The organism is Pseudomonas sp. Z3-6, from assembly GCF_051131985.1.
Lineage (GTDB): Bacteria > Pseudomonadota > Gammaproteobacteria > Pseudomonadales > Pseudomonadaceae > Aquipseudomonas > Aquipseudomonas zanjanensis.
This window is the reverse complement of record NZ_CP071644.1, coordinates 6,464,408-6,479,452: the sequence shown is the minus strand read 5'-3', so window position 1 is coordinate 6,479,452 and position 15,045 is coordinate 6,464,408. Positions and strand designations below refer to the sequence as shown.

General features: G+C 57.1%; 17 protein-coding genes. 7 read left to right on the top strand and 10 right to left on the bottom strand.

Annotated features, from left to right (window positions below; all coding sequences use genetic code 11):
* Positions 1-138 precede the first annotated feature (138 nt).
* A complete protein-coding gene (locus tag J3P88_RS27995; RefSeq protein WP_434576636.1) occupies positions 139-1,395 on the bottom strand; it encodes an MFS transporter in 1,257 nt (418 codons plus the stop codon).
* Positions 1,396-1,536: 141 nt separating this feature from the next.
* Between J3P88_RS27995 and J3P88_RS27990 the strand changes: the two genes are divergently transcribed.
* A complete protein-coding gene (locus J3P88_RS27990; RefSeq protein WP_434572856.1) occupies positions 1,537-2,442 on the top strand; it encodes a LysR substrate-binding domain-containing protein in 906 nt (301 codons plus the stop codon).
* Between the two features lie 123 nt (positions 2,443-2,565).
* Positions 2,566-3,009, top strand: coding sequence for a DUF2846 domain-containing protein (locus J3P88_RS27985; protein WP_186706062.1), 444 nt, complete (start codon positions 2,566-2,568; stop codon positions 3,007-3,009).
* A gap of 145 nt (positions 3,010-3,154) precedes the next feature.
* On the opposite strand, the gene J3P88_RS27980 is transcribed toward J3P88_RS27985, so the two are convergent.
* Positions 3,155-4,129, bottom strand: a complete 975-nt coding sequence (locus J3P88_RS27980; protein ID WP_434572854.1) for an alpha/beta fold hydrolase — start codon at positions 4,127-4,129, stop codon at positions 3,155-3,157.
* Between the two features lie 398 nt (positions 4,130-4,527).
* Between J3P88_RS27980 and J3P88_RS27975 the strand changes: the two genes are divergently transcribed.
* The 3 genes from J3P88_RS27975 (at position 4,528) to J3P88_RS27965 (ending at position 6,853) form a co-directional block, all read left to right on the top strand.
* Complete coding sequence (locus J3P88_RS27975; RefSeq protein ID WP_434572852.1) at positions 4,528-5,061, top strand: hypothetical protein; 534 nt, start codon at positions 4,528-4,530, stop codon at positions 5,059-5,061.
* A 77-nt stretch (positions 5,062-5,138) separates the two neighbouring features.
* Positions 5,139-6,467 (top strand): PAAR domain-containing protein, encoded by a 1,329-nt coding sequence (locus tag J3P88_RS27970; RefSeq protein WP_434572851.1) that lies wholly within the window; start codon positions 5,139-5,141, stop codon positions 6,465-6,467.
* Positions 6,468-6,667: 200 nt separating this feature from the next.
* Entirely contained in the window at positions 6,668-6,853 is a 186-nt protein-coding gene (locus tag J3P88_RS27965; RefSeq protein ID WP_434572849.1) for a hypothetical protein, read from the top strand.
* Between the two features lie 77 nt (positions 6,854-6,930).
* On the opposite strand, the gene J3P88_RS27960 is transcribed toward J3P88_RS27965, so the two are convergent.
* Entirely contained in the window at positions 6,931-7,182 is a 252-nt protein-coding gene (locus J3P88_RS27960) for a hypothetical protein (protein WP_434572847.1), read from the bottom strand.
* A 27-nt stretch (positions 7,183-7,209) separates the two neighbouring features.
* Positions 7,210-7,554: a DUF6124 family protein gene (locus tag J3P88_RS27955; protein WP_434572845.1), complete on the bottom strand. Its 345-nt coding sequence runs from the start codon at positions 7,552-7,554 to the stop codon at positions 7,210-7,212.
* A gap of 435 nt (positions 7,555-7,989) precedes the next feature.
* Between J3P88_RS27955 and J3P88_RS27950 the strand changes: the two genes are divergently transcribed.
* Both J3P88_RS27950 and J3P88_RS27945 read left to right on the top strand, forming a co-directional pair.
* Positions 7,990-8,589: a helix-turn-helix transcriptional regulator gene (locus tag J3P88_RS27950; protein ID WP_434572843.1), complete on the top strand. Its 600-nt coding sequence runs from the start codon at positions 7,990-7,992 to the stop codon at positions 8,587-8,589.
* On the top strand, positions 8,579-9,457 hold the full coding sequence (locus tag J3P88_RS27945) for a queuosine precursor transporter (RefSeq protein ID WP_434572841.1): 879 nt from the start codon (positions 8,579-8,581) through the stop codon (positions 9,455-9,457). Before J3P88_RS27950 ends, J3P88_RS27945 begins: the two co-directional genes overlap by 11 nt.
* A 41-nt stretch (positions 9,458-9,498) precedes the next feature.
* Here the strand turns inward: J3P88_RS27945 and queC are convergent, their stop codons facing one another.
* The 6 genes from queC to J3P88_RS27915 all read right to left on the bottom strand — a co-directional run bounded on the left by queC (position 9,499) and on the right by J3P88_RS27915 (position 14,965).
* Entirely contained in the window at positions 9,499-10,194 is a 696-nt protein-coding gene (gene queC / locus J3P88_RS27940) for a 7-cyano-7-deazaguanine synthase QueC (protein ID WP_434576634.1), read from the bottom strand.
* A gap of 680 nt (positions 10,195-10,874) precedes the next feature.
* Positions 10,875-11,321, bottom strand: coding sequence for an excinuclease (locus tag J3P88_RS27935; protein ID WP_250962275.1), 447 nt, complete (start codon positions 11,319-11,321; stop codon positions 10,875-10,877).
* 32 nt (positions 11,322-11,353) lie between these two features.
* Positions 11,354-12,580 (bottom strand): beta-ketoacyl-ACP synthase, encoded by a 1,227-nt coding sequence (locus J3P88_RS27930; protein WP_434572839.1) that lies wholly within the window; start codon positions 12,578-12,580, stop codon positions 11,354-11,356.
* A complete protein-coding gene (fabG, locus tag J3P88_RS27925; protein ID WP_186706058.1) occupies positions 12,580-13,308 on the bottom strand; it encodes a 3-oxoacyl-ACP reductase FabG in 729 nt (242 codons plus the stop codon). Before fabG ends, J3P88_RS27930 begins: the two co-directional genes overlap by 1 nt.
* Entirely contained in the window at positions 13,305-13,772 is a 468-nt protein-coding gene (locus tag J3P88_RS27920) for an ApeP family dehydratase (protein WP_186706057.1), read from the bottom strand. The genes fabG and J3P88_RS27920 overlap by 4 nt, the downstream gene beginning before the upstream one ends.
* A complete protein-coding gene (locus tag J3P88_RS27915) occupies positions 13,769-14,965 on the bottom strand; it encodes a beta-ketoacyl-[acyl-carrier-protein] synthase family protein (protein ID WP_434572836.1) in 1,197 nt (398 codons plus the stop codon). The genes J3P88_RS27920 and J3P88_RS27915 overlap by 4 nt, the downstream gene beginning before the upstream one ends.
* Positions 14,966-15,045 lie beyond the last annotated feature (80 nt).

The following is a 15,045-nucleotide window of genomic DNA, read 5'->3' as shown; positions in this document are numbered from 1 at the left end:
GCGCAGCAGCCGAAGAGCGGTCTGCAGGGCTTACCTGTTGCACCGCGGTGTCTGTTTTTGGGGCGGCTGCGCCACCCAGCGGGAGCAAGCTCCCTCGCCACACAGTAGCCACGCTGTCCCGGAGGTGGATAGCAATGGCTAGACCTGCACATTCCCCGGCAACAACGGCAATTTCGCCAGCTTCACCGCCACGCACAACGCAATCACCAGCAAGCCACCAATGAACAAACCGATCCCGTTCCAGCCGCCCAGGTGCCAGGCCACGCCGCCCGCCGTCCCTGCAACGCTGGACCCGGCGTAATAGCTGAACAGATAAAGCGACGAGGCCTGGCCCTTGGCCTTGAGAGCGCGGCGGCCGATCCAACTGCTGGCCACCGAATGGGCGCCGAAGAAACCGAAGGTGAACACCAGCATGCCCAGGATGACCAGCCACAGCGGCGTGGCCATGGTCAGCAAGAGGCCAGCGAGCATCAGCGCGATGGTCGCCCAGAGCATTTTGCGCCGACCGAGCTTGTCCGCCAGTGCGCCGACTTTTGCCGAGCTGTAGATACCCGACAGGTACACCACCGACAGCAACCCGACGAAGGCCTGATCCAGATGATAAGGCTCGGCCAGCAGGCGATAGCCGATGTAGTTGAACAGCGTCACGAATGCGCCCATCAGCACGAACGCTTCGAGAAACAACAGCGGCAACCCGGCATCGCGAAAGTGCAGGGTGAAACCGTCCAACAGACTGCGCGGGTGCAGGGAACGGGGACGGAAGTTGCGTGACTCGGGAAGAATCCTCCAGAACACCGCCGCCGCAATCAGCGCCAGGCCACCTACCACCAGCATCGCGGTGTGCCAACTGACAAAATCGATCAAGACCCCGGCGATCAGGCGTCCGCACATGCCGCCGATGGCGTTGCCGGCGATGTACAACCCCATCGCCAAGCCAATGTGCTTGGGGTGGATTTCCTCGCTCAGGTAAGTCATCGCCACCGCCGCCAACCCGCTCAACGACAGCCCGACCAAGGCGCGTAGCAGCAGTACACCGTCCCAGGTCGGCATCATCGCGCTGGCAATCGTGCACAGCGACGCGGCGAACAGCGCCGTGACCATCACCGATTTGCGGCCGATGCGGTCGGAAATCGGACCGGTGATCAACAGGCCGATGGCGAGCAGGCCGGTCGCCACCGACAAGACCAGGCTGCTCTGCGCCGCGTTGATGGAAAACTCCCTGGACAGCAGCGGCATCATCGGCTGCACGCAATACAACAGGGCGAAGGTCGCAAAGCCACCGCAGAACAGCGCCAGCACCGTGCGCATGAACAACGGCGTGCCCTTTTCGATGTAGATGTCCTTGAGTTCGGCGGCGAGGTCGTCCTGCGCACGCGGCGGAATTTCGTGGGCCAGTGGAGCGACAGCAGTTTTCACGGTGGACCTCGCAAGAGCACGATCAGGCAGGCAATGAAAAAAAGCATATAGCCGGCTAATGTTTCTATCCAATATATTGTTCGACCTGTTTAAGTCGTTAAACGACCTATTGGATGGCCCATGGAACTGCGTCACCTGCGTTACTTCATCGCTGTGGCCGAAGAACTGCATTTTGGCCGGGCCGCGCTTGCCCTGGGTATCTCCCAACCGCCGTTGAGCCAACAGATCCAGGCGCTCGAGCAGGAGATTGGTGCGCGGTTGTTCGAGCGTACCAATCGTCGGGTCGAATTGAGCGAGGCCGGGCGGTTGTTCCTCGAGGAGGCGCGACGGGTACTGGCCCAAGTCGAAAAGGCCGCCGACGTAGCCCGCCGTGCCCAACTGGGGGAGCTGGGCGAACTGAAAATAGGCTTCACCTCTTCGGCACCGTTCAATTCCACCATCCCCCAGGCGATTTTTTCATTCCGTCAACGCTTCCCGGCGGTGCACCTGAACCTGCGGGAAATGAGCAGTACCCAAGTCGCCGACGCACTGCTCGATGAAGTGATCGAGGTGGGCATCATGCGCCCGCTGCCCCTGCCCGACACCTTGACGGAAATCGAACTCAGCCGCGAACCGCTGGTGGCCGTGCTCAGCGCCAAGCATCCCTTGGCCCAAGGCAATGACGATGGTCTGTTCCTCTCGGCCTTGGCCCAGGAACCGTTTGTATTTTTCCCCCGCAGCTACGGCAGCGGCCTCTACGCTCAACTCCTGAGCCTGGCCCGCGACGCCGGTTTCAGCCCGCATTTCGCCCAGGAAGCCGGTGAAGCCATGACCATCATTGGCTTGGTCGCGGCGGGGCTGGGCGTTTCGGTATTGCCGGCGTCCTACCAGCGGATGCGTATCGATGGGGTGGTTTATCGCCCGCTACTCGACCCGGCGGCGGTGTCGGCGGTGTGGCTCGTGCAACGCAAGGACCAGCGTTCGCCGATGGCGGCGGCGTTTGTGGCGTTGTTGACCGATGGGGTGGCGTTACCTGTCTGGGCTTGAGGCTTGCTGTTGCCAGGCGCCATGGCAGCATCCACCCTTGGCCGGCATATGAAGATTGCTTTAGTTTTCCAACGTCTCGGCCGATATTCAATTGTTCGACCAACCCAATCATGGAGAAACAGGATGTTCAAGCAGTTGACCTTTACCGCCTTGCTGGCAGTCGCCGCGCTGACCACAGGGTGTGCTTCGGTAAAAATGGCGGATGACACCCAGGATGCGCAGGCGAAAACCTTCCAGACTGTCCCTGACAAAGCGAATATCTACGTTTACCGCAACGAGAGCATGGGTGCCGGGGTAAAAATGCCGGTAACACTCAACGGCAAAGCCGTCGGACAGACCGTTGCCAAGTCGTACTTGATGCTAACGGTACCGGCTGGCCAGCAGACGCTGGTCTCATCTGCGGAAAACGATTCAGAGCTCAAGCTCAGCGCAGAGGCCGGCAAGAACTATTTCGTCTGGCAGGAAGTGAAAGTGGGTTTCATCAAGGCTCGTAACAACCTGCAGGTCGTCGATGATAAAACCGGCCGTGCCGGCGTGGCGGAAAGCAAGTTGATTCAAGCGCAATAACCCGGCTGTCTTGATTCGTGCTGTTTGAGAGGGCGCCGAAAGGCGCCTTCCTCGTTCATGACTCCATCATGAACCTGGGGAGCTTTCTCTTTCGGTCATCCTCCAGACAGTCGCAGGCTTGTTGATTTGATAGTGGGCGCACTTGTCATTTTTTTATTGTGAGGAGCGCCAGGATTGCCTCACTGGTCGCTTGCGTTTGCTCCTCCAGCACCCAATGGCCGGTATTGACCAATATCAATGAGTGCGGTTGTGTCGCAATGCACAGGGCCTGCTCGGCCAAGGTTTTTCCTCTCGAGTGGTCGCCGCCGATGGTGAGTAGCGGAACAGTCAATTTATGCTTGGCAAATTCCACGTTGTCGTTCGCATCATGCTCTATCCAGGCGGAATAGAGCTTGAAGGCCGCTTCCATGCGTCCAGGCCTGGAGTAGTCTCGCACCAACGCCTGTCGCACCTCGTTACTGACTTTAGCGTTGCGCGCGAGTGCGAAGTCATCGAAGAACATGTCCAGGTAGGTTTTCTCCTGCCCTTCAATCAGGGCGAGGGCCGCTTTACCAAAGAAGCGAAAGTGCCATTTACTGGCAATGCCGGCTGTGGAAATCCCGTTGTAGGCAGACTCCCACCCGGGAATGCCAGGAATAAAACCATCCATTAATACGATGTGCCCGGTTTCATCCGGATAAAGCGCCCCGTAGGCGTAGGCAATGATCAAGCCTATGTCATGGCCAATGATATCGACTCGCTTGATGTTCAAGAGGGTGACCAGTTCGTGCAGATCATGGGCCATGCTTTTTTTGTCGTAGCCACCGACTGAAATACCCGTTTCGCCAGCGCCGCGATAATCAGGAACGATGGGGGTAAAGCCGGCATGCACCAATGCGCCCATCAATGGCTCCCAGCTCCGCCAACTGCCCGGGAACCCATGCACCAACAATATCGGGCGCGTCCCATCACCGCCCATGAGGTAGTGGAGGCGAATACCGTTCACGGACACATAGGCATGGGTAAATGTCGCGCCATCGACAACGACGCTGTTTGGTTCCGCCGAAGACGCTGTTGCGTGTTTGGAAGACATGGCTGCGCGGCCCGACCAGGCGATTGTATTGATCAATTTTTCATCCATGTTTGGAGCCAAGTTAATTTTCTTGAGATGCGAATTGCAGCTCATTAAGGTCGAACAGTTTTAGCGAGTGTTGACCTGGATAACCGCTAAAAGCCTGAAGCCATGGGGAAGTCCATCGAAACTGTCAGAGTTGACAGTTCCGACAAGCGGCAAAGAGTGCAGCTTCGATTGGTATCAGCAGGAGCGGGGCGGGACGAAAAGCTGTGTCGAATACCTTCGGCTGTAGGAAAGCGCGCATTTCCAGTTACGACGCTTCCGATTCGTTGCGCAGACCACTCCGCAGGGGTTGCGACTCGCCCGCGCTACAACGTCTTATTCACCATTCCGAAGCCGCCGGCTCAGCGCTCCTTTCCAGTGCAAGGGATGCAGCCTGAAGCCCATGAATGAGGTCCCTGGAAATGCACTCATCTTTGGATGCCCCCTACACCAACGAAATCTCCCATGAAGCACTTCGTCATCTGGATGACTTGTACTTGGAGCCCCGGCTACTTGAGGGTTACGGCGAAGACGTCGCGGCATTCGTGAGTCGACAAAAAGCCTTTGTCGAAGCTCATCCGCCAATCGCCATCTACCGAGTGGCCACCGAGGGAAGCCAGACGCGTGACGGCGGAACGATCCAGCAAGTGTCATCGTCGTTGACGTTCACCTTGGACAATGGCTGGAAGGTACGCGCCGCGCAGAAAGGCGATGAGGTGGTGTACGCCGATGGCAGCACGGCACGGATCATCACCGGCGCCGGGAAAAACAATAGCGACATTGCACTGGTCGGCAGCCGCCTGAGCAATGGCGACGAGATCATCAATACGCTTCAGAAACGTTTCATGATCATCGTGCGTGAAGGCGTACCGATGGCGGAGGATTTTTTGCCTGCGCTTAGGTTGGCGGAGGTTCATCGCTTGCATGCAGGTGACGCAAAGGAGAAAGCCCAATGAACAGGGGGTGTTACATTGGACTGGGCGACCAAACCACCTGTGGCGGCCAAGTCATGGATGGGGATGCGCACAACAGAATGAATGGTATCGCCCGTGCCCGTGAAGGTGATCCGGTTTCTTGTGGCAAGGACGGAAAGACTTATCAGATTGTGGGCGGCATCTCGGGCATGACCAGCAATGGCCGGCGTAACGCTGGCACGTTGGACAGCGTCAGCAGTTGCCCTTGTAATGCTCAGTTGATTCCATCGCTGCACTCGGCCACCTACAGAAACGCCGACGCTGCACCGCAAGCCAGCCGAGCCGCTGAACCGGTTTTACAGCCTGCTACCGGCGCTCTCGCTACGTCGCGCCAATCGGGCGTCCCCCCTTCAAGCAACCCAACATTCGAGGCATTCACCCGCGTTGAACCGCAGGAGCCGGGCTTCTATATCGTGCCCAAAAGCGTGACCCGTGAAGCACTGGAAGCCACCCTTTTTCCCGCACCCGATCCGCAAGTGATGCGCAAATTCCGCGCACTCAATCCTTATCGCGATGTGGTCAAGGCCGGTTCGATGATCGTGCTGAGCGATCCGAACAACTATCAATGCACCCGCGAAGAGGCGCAGGTGATGGCGGCGGCGGAAACGGTGAATGCCGCCCTTGACGACCTGACCGCCGAGCAAGCCGACTTCATGCATCGCCACGCGGCTGAGATCGCCAGTTTCACCGGCCAGACCTCGACTTGGTTGGGCGTCAGCGCGGTGATGATGGAGAAACACCTGAGCAACCTGCGCGATACGCTCCAGGCCATGGAACGCTTGCACCAGAACAGCTTTCGTCAATACGGCCATCTTAGATCGCCGCAATTCTTCGCCGAGCGCAAGCTACTGCTCGCTCAACTGGATGCCCACCTGCTGAACTCCACCCGCCTGCGCGGCCATACGACGCTGGGCGACCATCCCAAACTGAAAACCGCCCTCGGCATTTCGAGCCGCAGTCTAGTGCACCACTGGAACAAGGCCGGAACACCGGGGCAGATACCGGGGTATGCCACGCATGTGGAGGCGACCAGCCGGGCTGCGAAGTACATGAAGTCAGGCGGGTACATCGGTATTGGGATTGGCGGGGTGTCTTCGTTACTGGCGCTTCAAGAGGTTTGTAACGGGGGATCAGGGGAGGCTTGCGAGCGGGTCAGGTTTACTGAAGGGGGGAAATTCGGAGGTTCAACCCTTGGTGGTATGGCGGGTGGAGAGATAGGCAAATTAGCAAGCGGGCCGATCTGCCTGGCGCTTGGTGTTTCAACAGGGATTGGGGGCGTTTTTTGTGTTGCCGCAGTGATAGGGACTGGTGCATGGGTGGGGACAACGATTGGTAGTAAGGGAGGTGAAATAGGAGGTGAAATATTGTATGAAAAGACTTTGCCGTGATAGCTGCTGAGTTCTGGAAATCTTGGCTAGCTTTCTGGATTGTGATTAGTCCATTCCTGCTAGCGTTTGTCGGTATCATATTTAGCTTATACCTAAGTCACCGACATCTGGATGCGATGATGGAGGCCTTGAAAAACAGCCGCTACATATATCTATGGGGCCCCGCATGGCGGGGGCGAGGCTGGTTTGGAGGGTGCGTATTGATCATTTCAATTGCCGGTATGGTGGTATGGCCAAGGGCATATATCCGCATTGGCGATGTGGATCCTGCCGATATCGAGAGTTTCCCGCCTTATTTGAAGCGTCTTTTGATCGTCAAGGTGACGGTGACGATTATTTCCTTCACTGGGATGGCTGTTGTGGCCCTGCTGATCAAGTTCAAATGAGACGGAAAAAATGAATCAGAGGAAGTTATGAGTTAAGAGCTGATGTTTCGAAGGGCGCCGTAAGGCGCCTTTTCTTTTCAAGTTGTCTGCGTCTGCAGACGTCGGCCGACGACATCCAGCAAATCGCAACCCTCACGCAAAGAAATCACCAGCACGCGAGCCAATTCACTGTAGGCACCCTCTTCGAACGCTAGGTTTTCAAGGAGTTGAGTGGCGGCGCGTATGCGATCGGTCGCGGTTTCATGCAAGACATCCAGGGGCGCTTCGGTGTCGATCAATAACGAGGCGATGGTGCAGTCGATGCCGGTGACAGGCCTGTATCTTTCCATGGCAAAACCTTCGTGGGTTCAAGAGAGTTAACGTTGAGTGTTTAACGAAGCGTCCGGCAAGCCTACGGGTGGCTCCAGGTTCTCCAAAGCACGATTGACCAGCAACTCGCCCAGCTCTGTCAGTTGTTGCAGGGCCATTGCCATGCTGCGTTGTGCGCCTTGCAGTTCGCCGGCGAGGTCGGTGGACATGACGTTCAGCGAGGCGAGGGTTTCGCTGGCGTGGCAGAGCAGGGATTGGGTGTCGACGTTGGGGAGGATGGTGAAGACGTGGCTGACGTGCTCAGGTTGCTCCTGATTGTGGCGGCTGATGGGAGTGAGGTGTTCGGTAGCAGCGTCTTCGAGGGGCGGGGCGACTAAGGTGACCTTTTTCATTTGCAGCTCCTTGCAATACTTAAGAAGGCGCCAACCCCGCGTCATACAGGGAGGGTGATAGCCATACGTTGGGGGTGACGGTCCGGTCTATTTATTACCAGAAAATTCAATTTTATTAATCATAATATTGAACATCTGTGTAAATAAATGATTCTTACAGGCTGTTTAATTTTGCATTTTTTGATCGTTTCAGGTGGGTGAGGATGATTTTCTAAAAAGGTTAATGTTTCTGTAAGAAAGATTATTCTTGTTTGTAGGAAATATCCCTGCTGTGGTTGTTGCACATGCTCTCAACGAACCCGCAGAGATGTTTTTGTGTTCTGTTTGTTTTTTCTGGAAGTCAAGGTGTGTAAGATGCCGCTTCCGTAAAGTGCCTATCTGAGCACATTTGTGGAGCTGTGCTTGTCGCAATAGTATGAAGATGGTGAAGGGCGTATGTATAAAAGAGCGAGAACAGAAAATCTAAAAAATAATATTAGGTACCTCATGAAAAGTCGCGGTGAGACGCGGATCTCTTTATGCAATGCCAGTGGGCTGACCAGGACCACCATATATAATATTCTAGAAGGCAGGGTGATTAACGTACAGCAATCTACCATTCGGAAAATATCTGATTTCTTTGGCGTGTCTTACAAAGAGATCGAGACTATTGATTTGGAGGGTAGGGAAGTAATAGAGAGTACCGTTTCTTTATACGGAAATATGAATCCGGCAGCGGTTCCGGTAATTAAACAAAATCAGTTAGTGCAGGTCATGAGTAAAAGGATTGGCGAGTTGGTCACCATTTTTCCTTTGACCTATTACTTTGGTGCAGCCAGCAATTTGATTGGTGTGCGTCTTGAAGCAGACATCGACGGGATGTACGATTTAGGAGATCTACTGATAGTAAAGAAGGGAGAGCTGAATGGCGAAGGGGAGACCTTGGTTTGTAATAAGGAGACAAAAAGGCTTTTTGTGGTTAGGGAGAACTACCATGAAAATGATACTGATTTGATTGTTGGAAGCATAATCGAGGAGCGATTCAATGGTCTATAACAAGGATGTCGAGAATGGCAAATATAAGCTGCTGGGCTTCGAGAAAAATAAAAATCTTGCTGTCATAATGGTCGTTTCGACCGGCAGAGTTTTAAAGGTAAAGCTGGCCGATTTGTTGAAAAGTGAAATTGTAGATGATTTAAGTAAGGTGGAAGTGAAGGAGGTGTATAGAAAGTTTTATTCGGGAGAGAATACGTTGACGGTGTATGACGTTAATGATCGTCACGAGCGTTCATGGATGACTTATGTTGTTCTGAATCTAGCGCTGTTTGCGTTATACGTTTTTACCAACGTTGCTGCGGCCAAGTTGGTGTATATAGAGGCTTTGGATATAGTGGTAACTCCTGGAGTGTTTCTTTATCCGTTGACATTTCTTGTGGTTGATATATTAAATGAGTCTTACGGTCTCAGGCTTGCCAGGAAAGCTATATACTTTGCTTTCGCGAGCAACGCCTTCATTCTAGTATTGCTGAGTTTTACTAGCTGGCTTCCGGGTTTGGCAGGTTGGCACCTTGAGGCCCCTTATGAAAAAGTCATAGATCATGTGTTGTCGGCGCTCGTTGCTTCATCTATCTCATTTTTGTTTTCTGAATACATCAATTCATATTTGTTAAGTAAGATAAAAGAGTTGACTAACTCAAGGTATCTGTTTTTGCGGGTGCTGCTTAGCACCTGTTTTGCGGTAATCATAGACAGTTTTCTTTTTTGCTTTATTGCATTTTATGGGGCGCTGGCGAATGACGAAATACTGAAGATAGTCTATGTGCAAATAGCTATAAAGATGTGTTTTGCCATTTTTAATATTTTCCCCGCTTATGCAGCAAGGTCGCTATTCAAGAAATACGTTGTCGGCGCTCAACCTGCCTGAGCAGGGCGGCTATCGGTAGATAGCCGCAGGCTCTTCTAAGTTTATAACCCTAGCTTGCTTTTAAATGTGCCTGTGATTTTTTTGCGATTTTCCAAGAATTCATTCAGCCCTTTTGCGCGAAGACTGCAGGCATCACAATCCTCACATCCATTCCCCACTATTCCGTTATAACAAGTCAGGGTGCAGTTCATGATCAACTCCAGTTGATTGTGGTAATCCGCCAGCGCCCACGTCTCGGCTTTATTCAGCCACATCAACGGTGTCTCGATGCGCAGTTTGTAATCCATGCCGGATTCAATGGCGGTGTTCATGGCTTTGACGAAACTGTCCCGACAGTCCGGATATCCCGAAAAATCCGTTTCGCACACGCCAGTAATCACCGTTTCAGCCCCCACCTGATAAGCGTAAATAGACGCCAACGTCAAAAACAAAATATTGCGGCCCGGCACGAATGTATTGGGTGGGCCATTTTTGGCGCTGTTCGCCGACGGGACGGGAATGTTATCCCGGGTCAAACTGCTGACAGCCAGCTCGTTCAATAAGGTCGTGTCCAGTACCTTATGGGCCGCAACGCCAAAGTGCTGGGCGAGGTCTCTCGCCACTTCGATTTCTGCTCGATGGCGTTGCCCATAGTCAAAAGTGATGCAGTGGATTTCGTCGTACTTCGGTAACGCGTGGATCAGGCAGGTGGTGGAGTCCTGGCCGCCGCTGAAAACGATCACGGCTTTCTTGGTCACTTCATTCATCCTTGGAATTCCCGGCTTTTGGTTGGGATGTGACCGTAGCGCGAAGTTCAAGGGGTTTGGTGTGGGAAGGTTCGGAAATGTGGTGCTCCGTTTTCCGAGTTTTGCTTTTTGGCGTCCTGGGATGCGCTTGCGGTATTTGATTTCTTGCGGTGGTTTGGGGCTGCTGCGCAGCCCAGCGGGAGCAAGCTCCCTCGCCACAAGGGCGGTGTCAGGGCCAGATCCTGTGGGAGCTGAGCTTGTTCGCGATGATGGCTGTACAGCCAACATCACCGGTGCTGACCCACCGCTATCGCGAGCAGGCTCGCTCCCACAGTGGATCTGGGGTGTCGGCAATGTTTGGGGGTGCCAATGAACCCTGTGGGAGCTGAGCTTGCTCGCGATGATGGCTGTATAGCCAACATTACCGGTGCTGACCCACCGCTTTCGCGAGCAGGCTCGCTCCCACAGTGGATCTGGGGTGTCGGCAATGTTTGGGTGTACCAATGAACCCTGTGGGAGCTGAGCTTGCTCGCGATGACGGCGGCACATCAGCCTCATCGGCGCTGCCCCACCGCTATCGGCCTTGGAGCTGCCGAAGGCCGCGATCTTTTTGGGACTAAATATCTGAGGAAAGATCGCAGCCTCGTTGCACTCGTCAGCTCCTACCGCTCCTACACAGCTCCAGGCGCTTTTTATTGCACCTTCGCCAGATCCCCTTTCAACGCAACACCGGCCATGATCGCGCCGGCGTGGCATTCATAGGTGGTGGCATCCCGGCGTTCGTTGCGCTTGTAGAAGCTGACGATGTTGATAACGGCGTTGGCGCCCGCGGCCTTGGCGGCTTGGTGCAGGCTGATCAGCGCCGATTGCACTACCCATTCGCAGGCTTCTACGTCGGATTTGTTGAAGGCATTGGTTTTTTTATTGGTGACCTCGCCTGCGCTGAGCACGCTGACTTTGCCCTGAGGCTCGTCGCCCGCCAGGTAAAACTTCACGCTGCGGTCGATCTTGCCGGTGCGGATGGCTTCGTTGACGACTTTGTCGAAAGGCAGGTAAAGCGTGGTATCACGGGCCTGGCTGAGGGTCGGCATGGCGCTGAGCAACAGGGCGGCGGTAACAGCGATTTTCTTCAATGACATCATCAGTCTCCTTGACCAGGGATAGCGGTTATTCAGTGCCAGCGGCGGAAAATCAGCGAGGTGTTGACCCCTCCGAAGGCGAAGTTGTTGTTCATCACGTATTCATGGCTCATCGGCCGGAATTCGTTGCGCAGGTAATCGAGCTGGCCGCACTGGGGGTCGACTTCATCGAGGTTGAACGTGTGCACGTAGAGGTCGCGGTTCAGCATTTCGATGCTGAACCAGGACTCCAGCGCTCCGCAGGCGCCCAGGGTGTGGCCGAGGAAGCTCTTCTGCGAGCTGATGGGCATGTGTTCGCCAAACAGGCTGCTCGTGGCCTGGGTTTCGGCAATGTCGCCCTGTTCGGTGGCGGTGCCATGGCCATTGACGTAGCCAATGGCCGAGGGTTCGAGGCCGGCGTCTTCCAAGGCCAGTTCCATGGCCCGGCGCATGGTGATCAGTTCGGGGCGGGTGGCGTGCTGGCCGTCGGCGTTGCTGCCAAAGCCGACGATCTCGGCGTGAATCCGTGCGCCCCGGGCCAGGGCGTGCTCCAGTTCTTCCAGCACGAGCATGCCGGCGCCTTCGCCGATCACCAGGCCATCGCGACCTTTGTCGTAGGGCCGCGGGCTGGTTTGCGGCGCATCGTTTTTCAGGCTGGTGGCATAGAGCGCATCGAAGACCATCGCTTCGGTCGGGCACAGTTCTTCCGCGCCGCCGGCGAGCATCAACGGCAGGCGGCCGAACTTGATGGCTTCGTAGGCATAGCCGATGCCATGGCTGCCGCTGGTGCAGGCACTGGACGTCGGGATCAGGCGTCCGGTCAGTCCGAAGAAGATGCTGATGTTGGCCGCCGTGGTGTGGGGCATCATTCGCACGTAGGAGTTGGCGTTCAACCCTTCGGCCACGCTGTTGAGCAGCATGTTGCCGAACGCCTTGATCTCGTCGGTGCTGCCGGTGGACGAACCGCAGGACACGCCCATGCGCCCGTCCTTGATCGATTCGTCGCCCAGCAGGCCGGCATCGGCCAGGGCCTGTTCCGCCGCGCCCACCGCCAGGCGCGAGACCCGGCCCATGCTGCGCAGTTGCTTGCGGGTCCAGTGGGCCGGAACCTGGAAGTCGTCGATGGGCCCGGCCAGGCGGGTGTTCAGTTCGGTGAAACGGTCCCACTCATCCATGCGCCGGATGCCGCTGCGGTTGGCGGCGAAGTTGGCGGCGATGGTGTCCCAGTCGCTGCCTATGGACGTGATGCCGGCCATGCCGGTGACGACGACGCGCTTCATCAGCACAAGCCTCCGTTGACGGCCAGGACCTGCCGGGTGATGTAGCCGGCTTCGGCGGACATCAGGAAGTTCACCGCGCCCGCCACTTCTTCCGGGGTGCCCATGCGCTGGGCGGGGATCATTTTCATCAGTTCTTCCACGGGTACGTTTTCATCGAGCATGGCAGTGTCGATCAACCCCGGCGCGACGCAATTGACGGTGATCTTGCGCTTGCCCAACTCGATTGCCAATGCCTTGGCTGCGCCGATCAACCCAGCCTTCGAGGCACTGTAGTTGACCTGGCCACGATTGCCGATCAGCCCGGAAACCGAGGTGATGCAGACGATCCGCCCGGCGGCGCGGCGACGGATCATCGGCATCATCACCGGATGCAGCACGTTGTAGAAACCGTCGAGGTTGGTGCGCATCACCACATCCCAGTCGTCCTCGCTCAGGGCCGGGAAGGCGCCATCGCGGGTCAGGCCGGCATTGAGCACCACGCCGTAATAGGCGCCGTGGGTTTCCACGTCGGCTTCGAGAACGGCCTTGCAGGCGGCGCGGTCGGCCACGTCGAATTGCAGCACCCGGGCGTTGCGGCCCAGGGCCTGGATTTGGGCCTGGACCGTTTCGGCCTCGGCGCGGCCGCTGCGGCAGTGCAGCACGATGTCATGCCCAGCCTGGGCCAGGCGCAGGGCGATCGCGCGACCGATGCCACGGCTGGAGCCGGTGACCAGTACGGATTCAGTCATGACGGGTTTCCTGTTGCGGGCGGTTCATGAAGGTAATGGGCGGCCTGGGGCGGACGGAAGACATTGAGCCGGGCCGTGGCATGGATGCCTGGCGCGTGGATGTGGCATTCGAACACGCCCATGCCGTTGTCGTCTTCCAGGGAGCGCACGCCATGGATGCTCAGCTCGGTGCCAAGGGGAAAACAGTCGACGTTGCATTCGAACTTGCGGGTGCCGAGCAGAAAACCCAGCGCCACGGCATCGCCGCGTTGGCGTGCGTGGCAACCGGCAAACGCCGCGACACTCTGGGCCATCAACTCGATGCCGACCCAGGCCGGCAGTGCACCGTCGTCGCGGTTGAACAAGCCGCCGGACGTGACGGTGGCGTGGGTGTGGATCTGTTCGTCATCGAACGACAGGATCCGGTCGATGAGGATCATGTCGCCGGCATGGGGCAGCAGTTCGGCGAGCGGCCAGTCAATCATGGGGCGTCTCCGATAATCAGGCTGACGTTGTTGCCGCCGAAGGCAAATGAGTTGCTCATCAGGCGACGCGGGGTGGCCGGGTCCAGGCGGGTGTGGATGGTGACCCAGTCCAGCGCCGGCAGGGCAGGATCGGCCTGGCCGTCCCAGACATGCGGCGGCAGGGCCAGGGCGGTGTTTTCGGTGCTCAGGGCCAGCCAGCAGAACGCCGCTTCCAACGCCCCTGCCGCACCGAGGGTATGGCCGGTCATGGGCTTGGTGGACGAGCAGGGCACGCCCGCCGGAAACAGCCCGGCCACGGCCTGGCTTTCCATGGCGTCATTGTGTTGCGTGGCCGTGCCGTGCAGGTTCAGGTAATCGATCTGGCTGGCGTCGAGGCCGGCGCAGCGCAGGGCTTTTTCCATGGCCTGGCGCGCGCCGCGACCGCTGGGCTCAGGCGCGGAAATATGGTGGGCATCGGAACTGGCGCCGTCGCCGAGCAAGGCAATCGGTACACCCTCGCCTGGCGTCTTGCTCATGAGAAACAGCACCGCTGCTTCGCCGATGTTGATGCCGCTGCGGTTCACCGAGAACGGATTGCAGCGCTCGTTCGACACCGCCTCCAGTGCGGAAAAACCGTTGAGGGTCAATTTGCATAAGCTGTCCACGCCACCGCACAGCACGGCATCGCACAGGCCCAGGTCCAACAGGCGCCGGGCGCTCATCAAGGCGCGGGCGCTGGAGGTGCAGGCCGTGGAAATCACGTAGGACGGGCCACTGAGGCCGAGCCAGTCGGAAAGAAAGTTGGCCGGCGCGCTGAGCTCCTGTTGCTGGTAGTCATAGCCGTCAGGGAAGCGTTGCTCGCGCAGGTAATGGGCGATGCCCTGGCTGGCCTCATCGATACCCGACGTGCTGGTGCCCAGGACGATGCCGATGCGGGCGCGACCGTAGGCCTGGATGGCCTGGTCGATCTCGGCGCGGATTTGCAGCCCTGCCTCCAGCAGCAGTTGATTGTTGCGGCTGCGTTGCGCTGCCAGGGCCGGGGGGATGGACGCGAGTTCACCGGGCACCGCGGCGACCGGCAAGGCCCGTTCGGCCACCCAGCCAGCCTCGCTGCGCACGCCCGAGCAGTCTCCGGCAAACAGGTTGCGCGCGACGGTGTGTTTGTCGCGACCCAGGGCGCAGATCACCCCGAGGGCATTCAAATAGGCGGTCATGGGCTAATGCCAGTCAGTAAGAGAAATAAAGCCGAGCAATAATCCTGTGGCGAGGGAGCTTGCTCCCGCTGGGGCGCGAA